This is a genomic window from Paenibacillus antri, from assembly GCF_005765165.1.
In the GTDB taxonomy this organism is placed as follows: Bacteria; Bacillota; Bacilli; order Paenibacillales; family YIM-B00363; genus Paenibacillus_AE; species Paenibacillus_AE antri.
Genome location: NZ_VCIW01000007.1, coordinates 134,928 through 154,925, shown reverse-complemented (window position 1 = coordinate 154,925; position 19,998 = coordinate 134,928). Strand labels below are relative to the sequence as shown.

General features: G+C 56.5%; 12 protein-coding genes. 3 read left to right on the top strand and 9 right to left on the bottom strand.

Translation table 11 applies throughout. The features are described from left to right. Position 1: 1 nt before the first annotated feature. Both FE782_RS13065 and FE782_RS13060 read left to right on the top strand, forming a co-directional pair. Entirely contained in the window at positions 2 to 1,324 is a 1,323-nt protein-coding gene (locus FE782_RS13065; RefSeq protein ID WP_138194540.1) for a WCX domain-containing protein, read from the top strand. After that, positions 1,299 to 2,117 carry a WYL domain-containing protein gene (locus FE782_RS13060; RefSeq protein ID WP_138194539.1) on the top strand — a complete coding sequence of 273 codons (819 nt, stop codon included), beginning with the start codon at positions 1,299 to 1,301 and terminating at the stop codon, positions 2,115 to 2,117. The genes FE782_RS13065 and FE782_RS13060 overlap by 26 nt, the downstream gene beginning before the upstream one ends. Positions 2,118 to 2,168: 51 nt before the next feature. On the opposite strand, the gene FE782_RS13055 is transcribed toward FE782_RS13060, so the two are convergent. The 6 genes from FE782_RS13055 to FE782_RS13030 form a co-directional block, all read right to left on the bottom strand. After that, positions 2,169 to 3,569: a sulfatase family protein gene (locus tag FE782_RS13055; RefSeq protein WP_138194538.1), complete on the bottom strand. Its 1,401-nt coding sequence runs from the start codon at positions 3,567 to 3,569 to the stop codon at positions 2,169 to 2,171. A 27-nt stretch (positions 3,570 to 3,596) separates the two neighbouring features. Continuing rightward, a complete protein-coding gene (locus tag FE782_RS13050; protein WP_138194537.1) occupies positions 3,597 to 4,973 on the bottom strand; it encodes a sulfatase-like hydrolase/transferase in 1,377 nt (458 codons plus the stop codon). Positions 4,974 to 4,990: 17 nt separating this feature from the next. Then, positions 4,991 to 6,571 (bottom strand): extracellular solute-binding protein, encoded by a 1,581-nt coding sequence (locus tag FE782_RS13045; RefSeq protein ID WP_158299382.1) that lies wholly within the window; start codon positions 6,569 to 6,571, stop codon positions 4,991 to 4,993. A 47-nt stretch (positions 6,572 to 6,618) separates the two neighbouring features. Further along, entirely contained in the window at positions 6,619 to 7,500 is an 882-nt protein-coding gene (locus tag FE782_RS13040) for a carbohydrate ABC transporter permease (RefSeq protein ID WP_138194535.1), read from the bottom strand. 41 nt (positions 7,501 to 7,541) lie between these two features. Next, complete coding sequence (locus FE782_RS13035) at positions 7,542 to 8,438, bottom strand: ABC transporter permease (protein WP_238392466.1); 897 nt, start codon at positions 8,436 to 8,438, stop codon at positions 7,542 to 7,544. 257 nt (positions 8,439 to 8,695) lie between these two features. After that, positions 8,696 to 11,023, bottom strand: coding sequence for an AraC family transcriptional regulator (locus tag FE782_RS13030; RefSeq protein ID WP_138194534.1), 2,328 nt, complete (start codon positions 11,021 to 11,023; stop codon positions 8,696 to 8,698). Positions 11,024 to 11,250: 227 nt separating this feature from the next. On the opposite strand from FE782_RS13030, the gene FE782_RS13025 reads away from it, so the two are divergent. Continuing rightward, positions 11,251 to 12,393 carry an alpha/beta hydrolase family protein gene (locus tag FE782_RS13025; RefSeq protein WP_238392465.1) on the top strand — a complete coding sequence of 381 codons (1,143 nt, stop codon included), beginning with the start codon at positions 11,251 to 11,253 and terminating at the stop codon, positions 12,391 to 12,393. An 86-nt stretch (positions 12,394 to 12,479) separates the two neighbouring features. On the opposite strand, the gene FE782_RS13020 is transcribed toward FE782_RS13025, so the two are convergent. The 3 genes from FE782_RS13020 to FE782_RS13010 form a co-directional block, all read right to left on the bottom strand. Beyond that, complete coding sequence (locus FE782_RS13020; protein WP_158299381.1) at positions 12,480 to 17,207, bottom strand: DUF7402 domain-containing protein; 4,728 nt, start codon at positions 17,205 to 17,207, stop codon at positions 12,480 to 12,482. 103 nt (positions 17,208 to 17,310) lie between these two features. Then, positions 17,311 to 19,017 carry a sensor histidine kinase gene (locus tag FE782_RS13015; RefSeq protein WP_138194532.1) on the bottom strand — a complete coding sequence of 569 codons (1,707 nt, stop codon included), beginning with the start codon at positions 19,015 to 19,017 and terminating at the stop codon, positions 17,311 to 17,313. A 93-nt stretch (positions 19,018 to 19,110) separates the two neighbouring features. Then, on the bottom strand, positions 19,111 to 19,992 hold the full coding sequence (locus FE782_RS13010) for a carbohydrate ABC transporter permease (RefSeq protein WP_138194531.1): 882 nt from the start codon (positions 19,990 to 19,992) through the stop codon (positions 19,111 to 19,113). Positions 19,993 to 19,998 lie beyond the last annotated feature (6 nt).

The following is a 19,998-nucleotide window of genomic DNA, read 5'->3' as shown; positions in this document are numbered from 1 at the left end:
TTTGGCTAAAGAAAGCTTCGATAAGGAGATCCAATTCCTTCGCATGCTCGCGTTGACCAGCGGGGCGTTCAATCGGCAGCAGTTCGCGGAGCGGTTGGGCATTTCCGTCCATACCTTCGACAAGACGATCCGCCGGCTCAAAGAAATCGCAAGCTCCGTCCATCCGCAGACGAACGAAGAGCAAAGCACCCCTTTGGCAGACGCGCTGCGTTACAGCTATTACGACTCCTCCGATCCGATGCTGTTGTTCCTGTTCCGCGCGAAGTCCGTGAAAGAAACCGAAAGCGAACGGATCTCGCTGCTGCTGGGGGCGATGAACGGGCAAGCGCTGACCGCGATGGAGCTGCTGGATCTATGCTGCGGCAGCTTGTCCTCCGACCTTCCGATGCCGGACGAGAAGACCGTCCGCTCGGATCTCAAATATTTGGAAGAGGTCGGCGTCATCCAGCGGGAACCGGGCCCCCGCCCCTATCGCTATCGGATACGGAACGATCTCGTTCGGGACCTGACGGACGAGGAATTGATCGACCTGTATGATTTCGTGGATGTCATGGCCAACACGCAGATCCCTTCCGTTCAAGGGTATCTGCTGCGCGACGGACTGAAGAAGTATCTCCTTCGAAATCAATCCGAGTCGCTCATCGTCGAGCCCTTTCTATATAAGTATCACTATTACTCGCGGATTTTGGATGAGGCGCATCTGTTCACGCTGCTGCATGCCATCCGCGGCCGCCGGAAAGTGAAGTTCGTCTACTTCTCTCCCAAATCCGAACAAAGCTACGCTTCCAAGAATACCAACCCTCTGTTCCTAAAGGATAAACAGGGCAAAACGGAAAAGACCCTTCCGCTGAAGATCGTCTACGATCATCAGTATGGGCGTTGGTATTTGTTGGCCTACGGCCGGGAGGGCATTCGAATGTATCGGATGGAAGGCATCACGCAGATCGAAGAGGATGAATCCGCAGCGAAGGAGTTGTTCGAGGAAAAGACCCGTCAGCTGCTCGAAAGCATACGGTACAGCTGGCTTATCGACACCAGCCCGCCGGTGACGGTGCGTGCGCGCTTCTATAAACCTGAGGGCCCCGAACCGGATTTCATCAAGGACCGGGTATTGCTTCAAGGGCAATGGGGGCGCATCGTGGAGGAAGACGAGGCGTCGTTTATCTACGAAATCGTCGTCAACGGAACGACGGAAATTAAGCCGTGGCTTCGGAGCTTCGGGTCCAGCTGCGAGATTCTCGAGCCGCTCCGCTTCCGTCGCGAAATGATCGCCGAATGGAAGGAGATCCAGACCTACTATGCATCTGTTCGAGAAAATCTTTAATCATCAGATCCTGTCCCGTCTGGAGGACTCCGGCACGTTCATGGTTACTTCGCACGAGCGGGCTTGGCTTAAGACGATGCTCGAGCATCCCGCGGCGGTCGAAGCTTTCACGGCGGACGCCTTAGGGAAGCTGCGCTCGATGCTTGAGACCGATGAGGCGATGGATGTCTACGGCCATCTGATCGAGAAAGCGCGTTGCATCGAAAAGCAGGTGTACCACCCGCTCCTCCGCACCTTGCGCCGGCTCGTCATGAATAAGAGCGCGGTCAGGTTGACCTACGAGGTGAAAGGCGGCCGCCTCAACGCGGATCATTCCGGACTTCCGTACAAGCTCGAATACTCCATGGTCAAGCGGGAATGGTACCTGCTCTGGTACCACCTCCGTCATCACGCCTTCATGAGCACGAGACTGAAGAAGATCCGCGCGATCGAAGCCGAACCCATTGAAGCGGCCAAAGCGGATGAGATCATTCGAAGAGTAGACCGGCTCCTCGAATCGCGCAAAAGCGAAGCCGTGATCGAAGTCGTCCGGCAGTACAACGGAGAGCTGTCCCGCATTCTTTACGCCTTCTCCAGCTTCGAGAAAGATGTGGAGTACGATGCGGAATGCGATACATACAGAGTGAAGGTTACTCTTCTCGGAGATGAATTCGAGTATCTGCTTTCGAAGATCCGTTTTCTAGGTAAACGGGTACGAGTGGTCGAAGGCGATTATTTGAAACGGCGCATGCTGGAGTCGTCGACCAAGGCATTGGAACGGTATGGGGTTACCGAGGAGGAGATGAGCTCGTAAAGCGCCGGACAGGGAAGCCCGGCGCTTGCGTTTCGTTCGTCTCCGCGAAGGTTAATGTACCGGTACATCCTTCGCTTCCGCCTGCAATCGGGACAGCTCCTCCTTCAGCTCTCTCACGATTTGGGCGTATGCCGGCGAATCGTACACATTGTTCAGCTCTCTCGGGTCCCGCTCCAGATCGAACAGCTCCCATTCGGGCGGCGTCGCCTCGTACGACGTCATGCCGAGCGACTGGCCGTAATAATAGATCAGCTTATAGCGCTGCGTGCGAATCCCGTAATGCGAAGCGACGCGATGAGGCTGGCTCATATGCTCCCAATAGCGATAATACATCGAGGTACGCCAGCCGTCGGGAATTCGGCCCTGCAAGAGCGGCCGCAGACTGCTTCCCTGCATCTCCGAAGGAATGTCCACGCCGGCGAGGTCCAGGAACGTTGGGGCGAAGTCCACATTGAGCGCCATCGCGTCCATCGCCGAGCCGGGGCGTACCTCGCGCGGATAGCGGACGAGGAACGGCATGCGCAGCGATTCCTCGTACATGAAGCGCTTGTCGTACCAGCCGTGATCGCCAAGGAAGAAGCCTTGATCCGAAGTATAGACGACCAGCGTCTCCTCGGCGATCCCTTCGCGATCGAGATAGTCGAGCAAGCGTCCGACGTTGTCGTCGACGGAAGCGATGCAGCGCAGGTAGTCTTTCATATAGCGCTGATATTTCCAACGTTTCAATTGCTGCGGAGTCAGATTCGGCGGCGGCTCCCGCTTCAGATCGATCGGGTCCAGATCGCGCTCCACGCGCATCGTAGCTCGTCGCGCCGCTTCCGAACGGTTCTCGTAATCGTCGTCGAACGTATCCGGCTCCGGGATGTCCTCGTCTTCGTACAGCGACATATGCTTGTCGTCGGGCTCCCATGGGCGGTGCGGCGCTTTATGATGGCACATCAGCAGGAACGGTCGATTCGGATCGCGCCGCTGAAGCCATTCCAGCGAGATGTCGGTAACAATATCGCTGACGTAGCCCGGAAAGACGCGCTCCCGGCCCATCTCGTACATCAGCGGGTTATGATAGTCTCCCTGTCCGGGCAGCACGCACCAATAATCGAACCCGGTCGGGTCATGGTCGCCGCCATGGCCAAGATGCCACTTGCCGATCAGGCCCGTCTGGTAGCCGGAAGCCTGCAGCAGCTTCGGGAAGGTCGTCTGCCGGCCGTCGAACTTATGGCCCAACGTTTCCACGCCGTTCAGATGATTGTACAGGCCGGTCAAGATCGCGGCGCGGCTCGGGGCGCAGATCGAATTGGTGCAGTAACAGCGGTCGAATCGCATCCCTTCTTGAGCGATGCGATCGATATTCGGCGTCCGGTTGACCTTGCTGCCATAGCTTCCGATCGCGTGGGCCGCATGGTCGTCGCTCATAATAAAGACGATATTGGGTTGCTTCTTCTCGGTAGACATGGCTATCTTCCTCCCTCCTCGCGTCCCCTAGCGATGCATTCGGGCATTCTCCGCCCATTCCCGTTCCCAGCGCGTCTCGATGCCGGCCCGCCAGCGTTCGGCGGCGGCTTGCAGCTCGGCCGCCAGCTCGGGATGCCGGTCCCGTTCATTGCTCCGTTCGCCAGGGTCGTTCGCGACATTGGCTAGATGCACGTCGTCCGCGGAAGGCGCGCCCTCTTCCAGTTGGCCATGCAGCACAAGCTTCCAGTCTCCGCGGCGTACGGCCGTCTGTCCGCCGAGCTCCCAATATAAATCGCGTTCGGGTAACGTTTCGCCTCGGCTCAGCAGCGGCAACAGATCGATGCCGTCGCGCTCCAGATGCTCCGCCGTCCCGCCGGCCGCGCCGACGATCGTGGGCAGAACATCGACCGCGCAGCAGGGGCTGGAGATCGTCTGACCCGCGGGGATGACCGCAGGCCAGCTCCAGATTCCGGGGACGCGAATTCCGCCCTCGTACAGACTGAACTTATGGCCCTTCAGCTGGCCGGCGGAGCCTCCGTAATACGGGTCCTCCTTGCCGTCGAGCCAGTTGCGCGATTCGCGCGACGGGCCGTTGTCGCTCTGGTAGAAGATGCAAGTATCGTCGCGTATGCCTTGCCGTTCCAGCTCGGCGACGATGTCGCCGACTCCGTCGTCTACGGCGCTCAGCATGGCCGCCATGATCTGGCGGTCCCAAGGCAGATGCGCGAACCGATCGGTATATTTGCGCGGCGCATGCATCGGATAATGCGGGGCGTTGTAGGCGACATATAGGAAGAACGGCTGTTCCCGGTCGTCGCGGACGATGGAACGGATATGCTCCACCGCGCGCCGCGTCACCAGATCGGTGAAATATTCGCCGTCTTCGTACACTTCTTTGCCGTTATGCCACAAGTCGTGCAGCGGATTGCCCGGGCTTCCCCAATAGAAGATGTGGGAGTAATAGTCGATGCAGCCGGCCATAAATCCGAACGCTTCGTCGAAGCCATGACGTTCGGGACGGCAGTCCTCTCGCACGCCGAGATGCCACTTGCCGAACATCGCGGTCCGATAACCTAGCGCTTTCAGTTCCGAGGACAACGTCGGGACGCTCGGCAGCAAGCCGCTCGTCTGTCTTCGTCCGGCGAGGATCGAGCGCACGCCGGCGTTGCCCGGGTACCTGCCGGTCAGCAGCGCGGCCCGGGACGGCGAGCACACGGCGCTGGCGGCGTACCAGTCGGTGAAGCGAGCGCCGGAAGCGGCCAACCGGTCGATATGAGGCGTTCTCACCTCGGTCGAACCCATGCAGGACAAATCCCCGTACCCCTGATCGTCCGTCATGAAGACGATGACGTTCGGACGTCGGCCCGTCGGCGCGGACAGGCGCTCCGCAGCATTTTCAACCATAGTAAAACCCCTTCCTGTTATTGCATATATCGATCATATGCTTGGCGGTACGTCTGCATATACTGCTCCAGCCCCATGCGTTTCAATGTGTCCGTATAGGCGCCCCACTCGGTGAAGGGAGCCGCGCCGGTAATAAATTTCACCGTCATTTCGTTCACATAGGTCGTCAAATCGTTGCCGACCGAGGCCATCACATCCGATTCGTCGCTCGTATAGGTGAAGGCGGCCCATACCTCCTTCGGGAAGTGCGCATTGACTTTCGCCGTCGCTTCCAGCGCCGACGGGTAGCTTGCGCCGCCCTTGGAGAACTTCTCGGTTTGCACCGTCGGCTGGCCCGCTCCCGGCCAGGCCAAATGCTGACCTACGGCCTCGTCCAAAGTAAGCCCGCTTGGATTGTGCGTAATGTCTTCCACGTACTCGTACCGGTCCTCTCCGAGCGAGCGGAACGTCCCGCCTTCCACGCCCATGAAGAACAGCTTCATCCCTTCTTCCGAATACCAGTAATCGACCCACTTCATCGTTTCCTCCGGATGAGCGTTTCGGTGCGTTATGACGAATGCGCCGGAAGCGCGAATCTTCGGATTGATGCTGGATACCATCCGATCGCCGCGCGGGCCGACCAGCGCGTTCATCCCGATGTAATCGTCTTTGGTGGTCTGTCCGATCGGCACCGGATTGACGAACACGAAGCTGCCGACCGTGTCGGCCTCGCCCTTAGCCGTCATCTTCGGATTGTTCATGGTGAAGATTTCTTCATCCAACAGCTTCTCGTTATACAGCCGCGCGATGTATTCCAGCAATTCCCGGTATCTCTCGTCGGCCGGAATAAAGCGCAGCTCTCCCTTCTCTTCGTCCATGTCGACCATGGCATGCGCGCTCCCGCGATTGCCGAGACCCCAGAAGCCGCGAAGGGCGTTGATCACCGCATCGATGTTGGGCGCGGTCAACGGCACCTCATCCATCGCTCCGTTGCCGTTGGCATCCCCCTCCTTGAACCCCTTAAGCAGAGCGTAATACTCTTCCGTCGTCGTCGGTTCTTTCGCTCCGATCCGCCCCATCCATTTCTCGTTCAAGAACAGCTTGGAGCCGTAATTGGCCGATTGAAAATCGCTGACGAACGGCAGGGAATAGATGTTCCCGTCCGGCTGGGTAATGCCCTTCTCGACCTCCGGGTACAGCTCGAAGATGCGTTTCAAATTCGGCGCATGCCGCTCGATCAGGTCGTTCAGCGGAATGAAGACGCCGTCCGCGCCGTATTTCATGATATCGGAATTTTGCAGCTGCGCGCGGAATATGGCGTCCGGCACATCGCCGCTGGCCAGCAGAATGTTTCGCTTCTCGGCGAAGTTCGCGTCCGGCACCTGCTCCCACTCCACATGAACCCCGGACAACGCCTCATACTCCCGCCATACGAGCATATTGCCGAAATCGCCGTGCACCGGCGCCCGCGACGTCAGCATCTTCAACGTAATCGGTTCGCCGCCGGACGTTTCTCCGCCTTCGGTCGACTGCTGAGACGGGCCGTTCGCGCAAGCCGCGGTAACGAACGCCATGGCTGCGATTGTCGAAATCGAAGCGAGTCGCTTGATCTTATCCATTGTACGCCTCCCGGATCCTTCAGATTGATTGCTACGCATGCACGGCTCTACCCCTTGATCGCTCCGATCATAATGCCCTGCACGAAATATCGCTGCAAGAGCGGGTACAGCAGCAGCACAGGCAAGCTCGTGACGACGATCAACGCATATTTAATGCTTTCGCCCATCAATTGCTGCTGAGCGGCCGATTCGTCGGCCAGCTCCATCATTTCTTGCATTTGGCTCTGGATGAGAATTTCCCTGATGATCAGCTGCAAGGGGTACTTCTCGCGATCGGACAAATAAATTAAACCGTTAAAAAAGGAATTCCAATGAGCGACGCCGTAGAACAACGTCATGACCGCCAAGATCGGCACCGACAACGGCAGTACGATGCGAAGCAAGGTGCGAATCTGCGAGCTGCCGTCGATCATCGCGGCTTCGTGCAGCTCGCCGGGAATATTTTCAAAAAAAGTGCGCATCACGATCAGGTTGAATACCGACACCGCGCCGGGCAACACCATCGCCCAGTATGTATTGATGATTCCAAGCGATTTGACCACCATATAGGTGGGAATCAGCCCGCCGCTGAAGAACATCGTCATCAAAATCGCGAGCATGACGATTTTCCGCCCGGGCAAGTTCGGCCGGGATAACGGATAGGCTCCCATCGTCGTCATCGCCAGGTTGATCATCGTACCGGTCGAAGCGTAGACCAAGGTGTTGAGAAAGCCGGTAAGCACGGCGCTGTCCCGAAATACGCGGGTATAGGCTTGGAAGGTGATTTCCTTGGGAAACAGCAGCACTTCTCCGCGAATCACCAGATACGGATTGCTGATCGAAGCGCTGAGCACAAAGACCAGCGGGTACAGCACCACGATCAAAATCAGGCTCAGCGCGATTACGTTGATCGTCTCGAAAACTTTGTCATGAATCCCCTTATGCGTCATCGTTCCATCCCTTCTTTCCTCCCGTCGCCGCAATCCGCCCGTTACCACAGGCTGTTCCCGCTAACCCTGCGCGCGGCGAGGTTGACGGCTACGAGCAGCGCCAGATTGACGATCGAATTGAACAGACCGACCGCCGCGGCGAAGCTGTATTGAGCGCCCAGAATCCCGCTCCGATACACATACGTGGCGAACACGTCCGATGCCGACATATTCAAGTCGTTCTGCATTAAGAAGATCTTCTCGAACCCTACGTTCATGATGGATCCGATATTCAGAATGAACAAAATGACGATCGTGGGCATAATGCCGGGAAGATTGATGTGCCATATTCTTTGCAGCCGACTCGCCCCGTCGATCGCCGCCGCTTCATGCATTTGCGGATCGATATTGGTCAACGCCGCAATGTAGATGATGGAGCTCCATCCCGCGTTCTGCCATACATGCGAGCCTACGAACAACGTCTTGAACCATCCCGGCTCGGTCATGAACGAGATCGACTCCAACCCGAACCAGCCGATCAGATGGTTGACGATCCCCGTCGTCGGCGACAGGAACGTCATCAGCATGCCGACCATGACGACGACCGAGAGGAAGTGGGGAGCATAAGTGACCGTTTGCACCGTTCGCTTGAACTTCTTGCTGCTCACCTCGTGGATCATCAAGGCCAACAAAATCGGCACCGGGAAGGACACGGCTAACTCATACAAACTGATGCCCACCGTATTGATCAGCAGCCGCATGAAATAATAGGAGTTGAAAAAGCGCTCGAAATGATCGAACCCGACCCATTCGCTACCGATAATGCCTTTCATCGGAGTGAACCGTTTGAACGCGATCTGCACGCCGTACATCGGCCAATAATGAAATACGGCAAAATAAATCAGCACCGGGATCAACAGCAGATAGAGCTGGTAGTTATGGGCTAACCTTCTTACCAAATTCGCACCCTCCTTTCTTCGCTTGCCGCTAGCCCTTCATACGGCAATATTGGATCAAGCGAACGGCAGCGCGATCGTGCACCGCCGTCTGCTTGTGTCCTCTACCCTATCCGCTGTCGTCCGAACTGTAAACGAGCAGTTCTGCCCTCCCGTGCATATCTTTACATCCGTCGAAAACGAGGCGCCGGCCGATGCCGTGCAAATCTGTCGGAGCCGTGCACATCTTGACATCCCGCGTTTTCCCGCCTGAACCCGGGTTATTCCATCCTGCTGATCGCGCGGTATTTGATCGGCGATACCCCTTCCTGCTTGAGGAATTTGCGGCGGAAATTGGCTTCGTCTACGTAACCCGAGCGCTCGATGACCTCGCCGATCTTCCAATCGGTCGTTCGCAACAGTTCTTTCGCTTTGTCCATTCGCAGCTTATCGATATATTGAATCAACGAAAACCCGGTATGATCCTTAAAGAAGCGGGTGGCATAGGAGGGCGAGAGCCCTACTTCCTCCGCGATCACATCGAGCGAAATCGTATTGTCCGTATAACGTTGATGGAGCAGCTGCATGAGCCGGTCAAGCAACGCCGTATTTTTACTCTCTTTGCCGCTTTCCACCGCTTCGCACAAATTCGCGCAGATGTTCGTCAACCGCCGCTCCGTCTCCGTCAATTGTTCGCTCGTCTCTTCGTAAAACTGCTCCAGCGCCTGTCTTTCCTGTTGAATCCACATTCCGTTCATATCCCCGAGACTGCGCACGATTTCCCCGCCTAGACGCTTCCACACTTCTCTGGCGGTGCCCGGATGGACGAGCTGTCTGCGCATATCGGCGGCGATGTCGCCGATCGTCTGCGCGGCCTCCGCCTGGTTCCCTTGCTTCAACGCCAGCATCAGACGATGCTCGTTTTGCGGTTGGTATTGATACGGGTTGTCCAACAGTTGCCGGACGTCCTCATAGGCAATGGCGTTTCCGGGTCCCTGGTAATAGCGGTACCTGGCGGCCGTCTCCGCTTCCTTCAGCGACGGCCCGAGGCGCTTGTAATCTTCATACACCGAGCTGATCCCTGCGGTAAGCGAATAGCGGAAATATTGGGAGTAGACGCGGATCGCTTGCTTCGCAAGCTGCGTCAGATTTTCGTTGTTCGCCGCCGTTCGCTTCAGATTAAGCACCAACGCCACCGAGCTCGTGTCGGGAAGCCGCAGCGCATACCGCTCGCCTGACTCCTCCGCCAGTTCTTCGGCGATATTCATCAGCGCGAACATCAACGCTTCCCGCTGCTGCGGCGAATTCAAGCGATTGAAATCGGATGCGTTGTCGATCATGAACAACATCACGGCATAGGCAGGATGCGTAAGTAAAAACCGCGGACGATCCAGCATGGCGGCCGCCTCCTTCCTTCTCTCCTCCTCCCCTCGGATCATCCAGATCACATATTGTTCCTTGAGCAGCCGGCTGCCCGTCTTCATCTGAGAATACAGCGAGCTGTTTTTCCGCGTTAACTCGTCGAACGCTTGCGTCACGAGCGAATATTCATCATTCGTCGCTTGCGTTCCATTCGAATGGGCGGCCATCCACTCCTTGGCGCTTCCGGAGTTTACGGTACTGGCAAGCTGTTTCCATGGCCTGTAGTTTTGTTTGGCGAACAAGTAAGACAGCAGCAGACCGAGCAAGAAGATCCCGAACACGGCCAGATAGTAAATTCTCCTCATCGCCGTCGTCTCGTCCTGGAACTGTTCCTTGGGCATGACCAGCACATACGTCCACCCGTTCGTTTCCGACTGGAAGCGGATGAACGACATGGAAGGATCGTCCTCGTTACGGGGCAGGCCGCCCCCAGGTTCCTCCATCGCCGATGGCAGCCATCTCTCCCGCTCGCCGCGAATATTGCCGAAGCGAGTAGAAGTAATCAGCTTCTTGGTATCATCCAAAATGTAGAAGTATCCGTCGTATCCCTGCAGCACCCGATTGATCATCGACGTGAACTGCCTCTCGCTGATGACGAAATTGACGAATCGCAGCTCCTCGCCGCGCGATCCGGGCAGCGGGTACACATATAGCAGGCTGTCGCCCTCCACGGGATAGGGATGGGAATAAGGGGAGATCAACAAGGGTTTCTTGCTTGCCGTCACATGCTCCGCGATCAACTCATCGTATGGAGCGGTGAAAGCATATAACTTGAGGAACGATGGGAAATCGTAGCTGCCGCTGGTGCTGAGCGTTTGAATCGTCTCGTCCGAGCCGTAGCCGACGGCGATGTCGTAAATAAACGAAGAACCGGCCGCATACATGCGAATTTGATTCAACGCCGCATAGCTTTCATAGCCTCCGTTCGCGAGCGCATACGGGCTAAGCATCGGATTCAGGGGGATCTGCAAGGCAATGCGCTCCAAGTCCTGCAGGCGGACCTCCGTCATCAGCTTCACCTCGGCCAGTACGGTGGAGCTGACATGCTCCACGTTGTCCTGCAGCAGCTCGGACATACGCCCGTAGACAAGGCTGCCGACCGCCAGCAAGAGAATCAGCGTCAACGAAATATAGGAAACGAAGTACTTATAGAACCGCACGGACAGCCTAGTCTTCGTAGATGTCATCCCTTTTAGCCCCCTTTATTGTTAGCGCTTACTTTTTTGTGTTGGAATTCGCCTCAGGCCGAGCCGGCAAAACACTTTAAACATGATACCACAGAATCTGGTACTCATAATCACATAAATCAATATCGATGCGGGAGGTAATTGCTCCAATCCACAAGAAATTCGCAATTTCTTCCTTCGGATTTTTGTGGTTTAGTTAAAGGAGAAAATGGGAGGCGGTCATCCATATGAGTTCGAACGAAATATTCGAGTTATTATCGGAGAGCGGAGCGCGGCGGCTGCCGGATCCGTTGAGGAAGCTCGGGGGAAAGGCGGTCGCAAGCTCCGAGGAATGGGAGCAAGGAAGAAGGGAAGAAGTGCTGCGCCTGTTCGAGGAGCGAGTGTTTGGCGCGGGGCCGGTCGGGCGTCCGCGACGAATCGCCTTCGAGGTCAAGCCGACGGAGGGGTGGATGGGCGGCTCGGCGGTTCGGAAGCAGGTGCGCATTCGGTCGGAAGGGCCGGGAGGCGAGAACGTCGTTCGGCTGCTTCTGTTCGTGCCGGTAAGTGCCAAGGAACGCCCGGTTCCTGCATTCCTACTGATCAATAACCGCGGAAGCGAGCATATGGATGCCGCGCGGGAGAAGCGCTCCCCCTTCTGGCCAGCCGAGGCGATCGTCGCCCGCGGGTTCGCGGCCGCCGTATTCGACAATGCGGATGCGGATCCCGATCATCACGACGGGTTCCGCGACGGCGTTCACGGCGTATTCGATCCTCCGGGGGAGCGTCCGGGGCATGCCTGGGGAACGATCGCCGCATGGGCGTGGGCCGCGAGCCGGGCGATGGACTATTTGGAGACGGACCACCATATCGACGCGTCGAAAGCGGCTGTCGTCGGTCATTCCCGGGGAGGCAAGACGGCCTTATGGGCTGGGGCGGCGGACCGGCGGTTCGCTTTGGTCGTCAGTAACAATTCCGGCTGCACCGGAGCCGCCGTAAGCCGGGGCAAGGGCGGGGAGACGATCCGGCAGATCAACGACAGATTCCCGCATTGGTTTTGTGAAAATTATAAAGCGTATAACGATAACGAGTATGCCCTGCCGGTCGACCAACATATGCTGATCGGGCTGATCGCGCCGCGGCATGTCTATGTTGCCAGCGCTACCGAAGACCTCTGGGCCGATCCGGAATCGGAATTCCTGGGGCTGACGTTTGCTTCGCCGGTGTATCGACTATACGGAATGGACGGCATCGCGGGGCTGCCGATGCCGACGGCGGAACAACCGCTTCATACGAACGGCATGGGCTACCATCTTCGCGCCGGCGGCCACGACATGACCGAGTACGACTGGCAGAGGTTCATGGATTACGCAGAGAGGTTTCTATGCGACTAGAATCTTCTTCCCCGCGTTACTTCTTATGAAAAGAAAAGAAACCCAACCCGTTGTTTGACGTTGGTTGGGTTGGGTTTCAAATGTTTTTAGAAAATCTCGATTTCCGACAATCCGACGTTACTGCCCGCTCCGCCGGTCACCTCGAATTTGACCCACTCGACGGTTTTCCGATCGAATACGATTTCTTTAACGGTTCCGTCCTCCGGGATTCCTTCAACCGTTATGCTGCTGCCGTCGCTGAATCGGAGGACGCCGGACAATGCGTTGTCCGCCAAATTGATGCGGTCGTACAACCGGATCCGGTCGATCGTTACAGCCTCATCCCATTGCAATTGAATCCAAGGATTCGATTCTCCGCTCGACGCCCACTCCCCGTTATCGTGAAATCCGACCACGCCGTCGGCCGCTCTCGTAACGCCGTAATGATCGTTGAACTGCGAGGAACCTGTAATCGTCGCTTCTCTGGCCCGGTTGACCGCCTCGATCATCCGAAGCTCCGACAATCCGACGTGCGTTCCGCTTCCTTCGGTCACCTGAAACTTCATCCAGGACACCGCCTTGCTCGGGAACGCGACCGACTTGCCTTGGCCGTCGTTCGGGATGTCCGACACGTCGATCGCCGATCCGTCGCCGAACGTTATCGTCCCTTCGCTTGCGTGATCCTGCAGGTTGACCCGGTCGTATATAACGACCTCATTGATAAGCTTCAGACCCGGCCATTCCAGACGGATCCACGGAAGACGCTCGCCGTTCGACGCCCATTCGCCGCGGCCGTGAACGCCGATGACGCCGTCCGCCGCTTTGGCCGCGCCGTAGTCCTCGTTAAATTCCGACGAGGCCGTTACGAACGCCCCCGTATTTCCTCCTTCCTGAAAGACTTCGATTTCGGAGAGCCCTACATTGGCGCCGGAACCGCCGGTGACCTGCACTTTCAACCAACGCACCGTCTTCGTATCGAAGTCGATCTCCTTGAAGGCCCCGTCCGCAGGAATGCCCTCGACCGGGATATGGGTTCCGTCGCTGAAGTAGACGGACGCCGTCACGGAATTGTCCTGCAAGTTTTGCCGGTCGTACAACTTGATCGAACGGATGGTTACGTCCGACTCCCAATCCAGTTGAATCCAAGGATTCAATTCGCCGTTGGACGCCCATTCGCCGGCTCCGTGCACGCCGGCCACGCCGTCGATCGTCTTGGCCGCCCCGTATTCCGCGTTATATTCGGAAGAGGCGGTCGCGACGGCCAGCGGAGCGACGTTGCCTCCCGAAATTTCAAGCGGGAACGTGCGCACGTTTACCGCATCGCCGGACGCGGATTCGTTGCCGAACCCGTCATAGGCTGCGACCGCATAAGTATACGTCCGCCCTCCTTGGAGACCGGTGTCCAAGTAACTCGTGAAATTCGCTTTCAGATCGGCGATCGGTTCCCCGTTACGATAAATTTTGTAACCCTGCAGGCGTACATTATCTGAGGAAGGGAGCCAGGACAACGATACTCTCGAATGATTTTGCGCGAACGCATGCAGCGCTGCGGGAACCGAAGGCGACTCTGTGTCCGTAATGACGCCTTCCCGCGCCTCGGCTGCATCCGAGTAACCGCCCTTCGCTCCGCTCTTGACCGCGCGCACCCGGTAATAATAGTCGTGTTCCATATCGGAGGCGACTTGATGGTCGTAGTAGCCGTTCGACGTCACCGAGGCGACATAATCGCCCGGACCGGGGACGAAGTCGGCGCTCGTGCCCCGGAACACCTCGTAATGCGACAACCGTTCGTCGGCAAGATCGTTCCAAGTCACATGCGTCCCGTTTGCGCTCGACACTGCGGATACGCCCTGCACCTGTTCCGGCGGCCGTCCGTGAACGACCCGCATCGTCACCCAGTCGTGACCTTCGATCTCGAACGTGACGAACCGCCCTTCCACAAGGTCGATAGGCTCGATATCGTTCTCCACCATGTCGGTTCGAATCACCTGCGCCGGGGCTAACGCGTTCAAATCGACGGTAACCATCGTGTCTTCGCCTAACGTTTCGTTGAAACGGAGAATGACCCCTTCGCCGTTCGCCTCCGCCAGCTTCGCTGTCGTAAGGACGACATTGTCCCGGTCGATCGACATAAATTGCCCCGCGGACGCGCGAAGCGTACCTTCCGGCTGGGCGTCGTCGATCATGACGCCGCGCAGCGCATGGTTCGCCTGCATGCCGAATCGATCCGCGCGCCCCGACTCCCAGTCCCCTCCCGCATGGGAAGCGATCGAATAGCGCAAGGTTACAGGTCCCGGCTGCGTCTTCTGGAAATTGACGTGCCACTTGTTGTTGAAAACAAAGCTGTAGATCCACGGATTCTCCGTATTATAATCCCAAGGCCCGAGAGCCGACCTTCTCTCGCCGTACTGCACGATCGGGTTGGAGATCGGCGAGAGGGTGATGCCATACCCCTCCTGATCGGATGCGTCGATCCAGCGGTTGACCGTGTAGTACGCCGTGCTGGAAGATAGAAACTGCTCGTTATCCGGATGGGTAATATCCGTACGTACATACGGCCTCATGTCCCCGCTCGGCATTTCATGGCGAAGCATAAAGTTCGGCACGCGCAGCGGGAACGTAAAGAACCCTTCTTCGTCCTGCGTCGCATACGACGGCGCGTCCTCCTTCACGACGTCGTTCACGATATCGATCCGAGGCAAATCCTCGTACAGAATCACCTGACGGCGCATCTCCTTCACGCCGACGGAAACGCCGTCGGCGGTCATCGTACCGAGCACGGGACCGGCATCACCGGACAACTCCGCCTTCGGCACCGTATGCTCGGTGTACACATCGTGGCTCATCTTCTTCGTCGTGAAATAGACGAACTCATTCAATCGATACGGCGAAGCGGGGTCCACCATCTCGCGGTTGCCGTGCTGCTTGTCGACGATGCTGGATATGGCCCCCGTGTCGTCGAATGTAATTTTATAAAAGCGGTTTTCCAGCGTGTCGTCGGTCGCAACGATGCTGCTCTCGAACTGCGGCTCGCTCGCGCTCTCTTCGATCGCGAACGTCTTATAACCGAGTCCCGGCACGCCGGAAGCGACGAAAACAATCGAACCGTCGTCCGTCTTCCGGTATTTCACCGGCTGTCCCGTTTCTTGATCGACGAGTTGAAACCGGTCCGGGAAGCCGTCGCCAGACATTGTGACCACATCCGATCGTTCCCAGCTAAGCGCGTTATAGACGGCTACGGATTTTCCCGAAGCTGCGATCTGGGTGCTTATGGACTCCAGCGACCGATCCAACACGCGATTCGCCAACGTATCGCTCGCGATCGCGGTATTCCGCTTCCATCTCCATTGATCGTCCGGCTGCGGAATTTCATTGCCCCACGTATGTTCGTCATACAAAATCATGTTTCGGTACGCGTCGGCCAGCTCCCGATACGGGTACTTGGCGCCGTCCACGAGGGCGTTCGCCAGCGTTGCGTAGAGCTCGGCGGCCGGCAGCTTGTCGTGGTTTTGTTTATTCAGCGCCGTCTCGTAAGCGGTCGAGGAGACGCCGTAGTTCCACCAATCCTCCATCGTCCCTTGGAAAACGGGAATGTCGTCGCTGTATCGCTCCGACATATAGGAGAAGAAATCGTCGACCGTCGAACTGACGAATTGCGGGTATACGTATTTTCTACCTTGCGCATCCGTCTTCGAATTCAGGAACGCGATATTGTCTTTCACGGCCGCCGTAATCCCTTGATTATCGTAAGGCGTCGTGAAATCCGCGATGACCGCGTCGTACGGATAGTCGCCCCTGTGGTAACGCATCAAGTTATCCGTAATGTTCGCGGCGGGAACGAGCGGATCCGGGTTCCGGAAATCGAATTCGTCGGTGGCGTAATGACCGTAATTGTACGTTAAAATCCTGTTGTCCGGGTTGAGTCCCTCATAGTAGAACAACTCGGGATACGGCTCGAGCGGATAAGGATTTTGCCGCAGCATCGCATAGCGGACGCCCGACGCGGCGAAGGCGTCGATCGCCGCCCACGACATGCCCGGGCTGTCGGACATATACAACACCTTGTTCGAGGCGACGCCCAGCCGATCTTTCAGATGCCTCTCCGAATAATATTGCATGCGGGCAAGCTCTTCCGTACCGAGCCCCCCGTACACGGTGTTCACATAGTTGGACGGATAGGTCAGCGTTCCTTCTCGCAATCTCGCTTTTACCGTCTCGAACCAGTCGGCGTCCCGCGCGTTCCAGGCCGAATCGTAGAGCATATAAGACGCTTCGATCGGGTATCTGAACCGATCGTTCGGCTCTCGGCCCTCGGTTTCTTCGACATACCCTAACGCATCGTCGAGGTACCCCGGCCATACGTCTTCCAAGAGCTCTTCCTGACCGTGAGTATACCCGATGTCCAAGTGCATATCGTGCGCGACGTACACTTTCCAATGCCGAATTTTTTTCTGTTCGACCGTAAGCGAGGCGTGCGGCGCTCCCTGACCGTGCCTATTAAAATACAGCTCGAACGTGACCTCGTCGCCGTCCTGCTCCAGCTCGGCGACGTAGACGCTTACCTCGTTCCTTCCTTCCGTAAGCGCCGGGATCTCTTGCATATAAGGCGCCTTGCCTTCGACTGCGATTTTCACCCAAGCGTCGGCTCTAGCGTCATTGCCATTCTCGATGAAGAGCTTCGTTTCCGATTTCAGAACGCCGCCGTCGTCGACGATCCAAGGGGTTTGCACGACGTCGACGATGGAGACTTTCGATGCGAGCGCTTTCGGCGGAGCCAAGGGGAGCATAGAGAAGACTACTAGAAGCGGTAATACGAATCGGATTTTTTTGACCATACATAAATAACCTCCTTCGATTCTGCAACCTACCATTGCAATCTTGTAATTCATGGTAAGTTTCCGAACGTCGGAGGTAAATCTCAATATTTTTCGATAAGTATCAGATTTCTATGCAATCCTTGGGGATCGTGACGCTAACTCGCGTCCAGCAACCGGGCTCGCTTGCGATGGTAATGCCGTATGGGTTCCCGTATTGAATGCGGATCCGCTCCTGGACGTTGCGGAGACCGTACCCTCTCGACTGCTTGATCAGTACCTCTTCGGCGATGTCGGGCTGGATTCCCGGTCCATTATCCTCGACGACGAAGACAAGCGTATTCTTGTCCTCGCCCATCTGTCCGCTAATCCGCAGCGCCCCTCTTCCGGTTCGCTTCTGATCGATGCCGTGTTCGATCGCATTCTCCACGATAGGCTGCAAGACGAGCTTAATCATTCGCTGCTCGACGATTTCCTCGTCAATCTCGTACGCGACATCGAAATTGTAATCGTGCATAATCAATTGCATCTCGAGGTAGGACTTCGTGTTCAGCAATTCGTCTTTGACGAGAATATGGTCCTTGCCCTGATTGAGCGTAGTCCGATAGAACGCGGACAGGATCCCGGCCACCCGGCTGATCTCGTCCGCCCCTACCTCGATGGCCTTCCAATTAATGACGGATAAAGAATTATAGAGAAAATGGGGATTGATTTGAGCTTGGAGCGCTCTCAGCTCGGCTTCCCGTTGGGTAATCTTGCTTTTGTATCCTTCCTCGATCAACAGGTTGATGCTCGTCAGCATTTTGCCGAAGCGGGACTCCAGCTCTCCGATCTCGTCGCCCGCATGAACCTTCAAATTGATCGTAAGCGTGCCTTCCTCGACCAACTGCATCTTGTGGTTAAGGCGCTGAATCCTTCGTACGAATACGCGCGAGAAAATCCAAATGATGAGCAATAGCACGGCGACGCTGGCCCCTTCGATGATCAAGGTCGCCCGAATGATCCTCCACGGACTGATCGTCAATGCCTCGGCGGGCACGATCATCGATAAGGACCAATTCGATTCTCTCATCTCGCGATGCAGCCAGAGGTGTCCCGGAAGCTCGCCGCCCTCTCCTTGAAGCCGCTGCTCGACAAGCTTGGCCGCGTCGAACGTTGCGCCCGCGTCCGGCTCCGTCGCGTATACGACCTTCCCTTCGGGATCGGTAATGACCGCGACGGCTTCTTTGATGTCGGACAGATCCAAGGAGTTGGACAGGAAGCTCGGAACCAGCTCGACATAAACAAGGTTCTTCTTCTCGTAATTCACGTCCCCGAAGATGCGCCTGACGCCGAACACCTTGCCGCCCTCCACATACCAATGCGTATCGAGCGTCTGCATGGCTTCTCGATACCACCGTTCATGCTCCACGGCGGCGATCGGCATGATCGAATTCATGCGCTGCGTCAAGTTATTTTCCGTATAAATAATGATCCGTTGGATGTCGCTGTTGAGGAATGTCGCCGTATTGATCAGAGGGTCGACGGTTTCCTGCAGATCGACGTACATCGCATAGTAGCTGGTGTATTCTTCATTGAAAATATGGGAGAAATTCGGGTTGTAACTGATCAATTCGATCGCCGAATTAAAGCGCTGCAGTTTGTAACTCAGGTTATCGTCGATTTTCCTTAGATTATCTTGCAGTACGATATGAGCCTGCTCAAGCTGAACTTTCTTGGACTGCTGATAGGAATAGACGCCCAGAATCGTGAGCGGAATCAAGACCACGGCCAGATAAGACACGAACAGTTTATGCCTCAGCTTCATCGAATGAATCCAGTTTGCAAGCAAGCGCCTTTCCGCCTTTCCTGTCGCATTCCGACCTTAACCAATTCCCCTCACAGCGCCGAATTCCTTCCTTTTCGTTTTTCCTTCACCGTTTCATTATTCCTTCACCGCGCCGAGCACGATGCCGCTCACGAAGTATTTCTGCAGGAACGGATAGATGAGCAGGATCGGCACCATAGACACCATGACCTTGGCGGAATTGAGCAGCTGGCTCGACATATTCGTCAACCGTTTGATCTCTTCGGGATCCGTCGTATTCATGATCGAGTTGACGCTGATGATGAGCTGCTGAATGTACGTTTGCAGCGGCCAGTTCTCCTTCGAATTCATCAGAATCATCCCGTCGAAGAAGGCGTTCCAATGCCCGACGATCGAAAACAGCGTAACGGTGGCCAGCGCCGGCAGCGAAGTCGGGAGGAAGATGGAAAACAAAATTTTCCAAGGCCCCGCTCCGTCCATATTCGCCGCTTCCTCCAGCTCTTTCGGAATGCCCCGGAAGAAATTCATGAGCAAGATGACGTTAAACACAGGAACGGCGGTCGGCAGCACGAGCGCCCACATCGTATCGAGCAAGCCCATCGAATAGATGGTCATATACCAAGGAATCAACCCGCCGTTGAACAGCATGCAGAAAATGACGAACCACATATACACGTTCCGGCCGGGGAACAGCTTGGCGGACTTGGATAACGGATAAGCCATCAGGATCGTAATGATAAAGTTGATCGCTCCCCCGAGCAGCACGCGCTGCACCGACACGCCGAACGAAACGAAGAAGCTGCGGTCGCGGAGAATGGACTCGTACGCGTTCAGGTTGAATTCGACCGGCCAGAAGAACACTTGCCCGGACATAGCCGGAATTTTCCCGCTGAACGAGATCGCCAGCGTATTGAGCATCGGAGCGATGGACAGAAGCGCGATCAGGCTCAATATCAAATAGATCGTCAGATCGACGAATCGGTTCGTTCCACGAATCATAGACAT

Coding starts and splice junctions, on each gene's coding strand:
- FE782_RS13025 (WP_238392465.1), top strand. CDS start 11,251: ATGAGTTCGAACGAAATATTCGAGTTATTATCGGAGAGCGGAGCGCGG.
- FE782_RS13060 (WP_138194539.1), top strand. CDS start 1,299: ATGCATCTGTTCGAGAAAATCTTTAATCATCAGATCCTGTCCCGTCTG.
- FE782_RS13020 (WP_158299381.1), bottom strand. CDS start 17,207: ATGGTCAAAAAAATCCGATTCGTATTACCGCTTCTAGTAGTCTTCTCT.
- FE782_RS13055 (WP_138194538.1), bottom strand. CDS start 3,569: ATGTCTACCGAGAAGAAGCAACCCAATATCGTCTTTATTATGAGCGAC.
- FE782_RS13010 (WP_138194531.1), bottom strand. CDS start 19,992: ATGATTCGTGGAACGAACCGATTCGTCGATCTGACGATCTATTTGATA.
- FE782_RS13040 (WP_138194535.1), bottom strand. CDS start 7,500: ATGACGCATAAGGGGATTCATGACAAAGTTTTCGAGACGATCAACGTA.
- FE782_RS13050 (WP_138194537.1), bottom strand. CDS start 4,973: ATGGTTGAAAATGCTGCGGAGCGCCTGTCCGCGCCGACGGGCCGACGT.
- FE782_RS13030 (WP_138194534.1), bottom strand. CDS start 11,023: ATGACATCTACGAAGACTAGGCTGTCCGTGCGGTTCTATAAGTACTTC.
- FE782_RS13045 (WP_158299382.1), bottom strand. CDS start 6,571: ATGGATAAGATCAAGCGACTCGCTTCGATTTCGACAATCGCAGCCATG.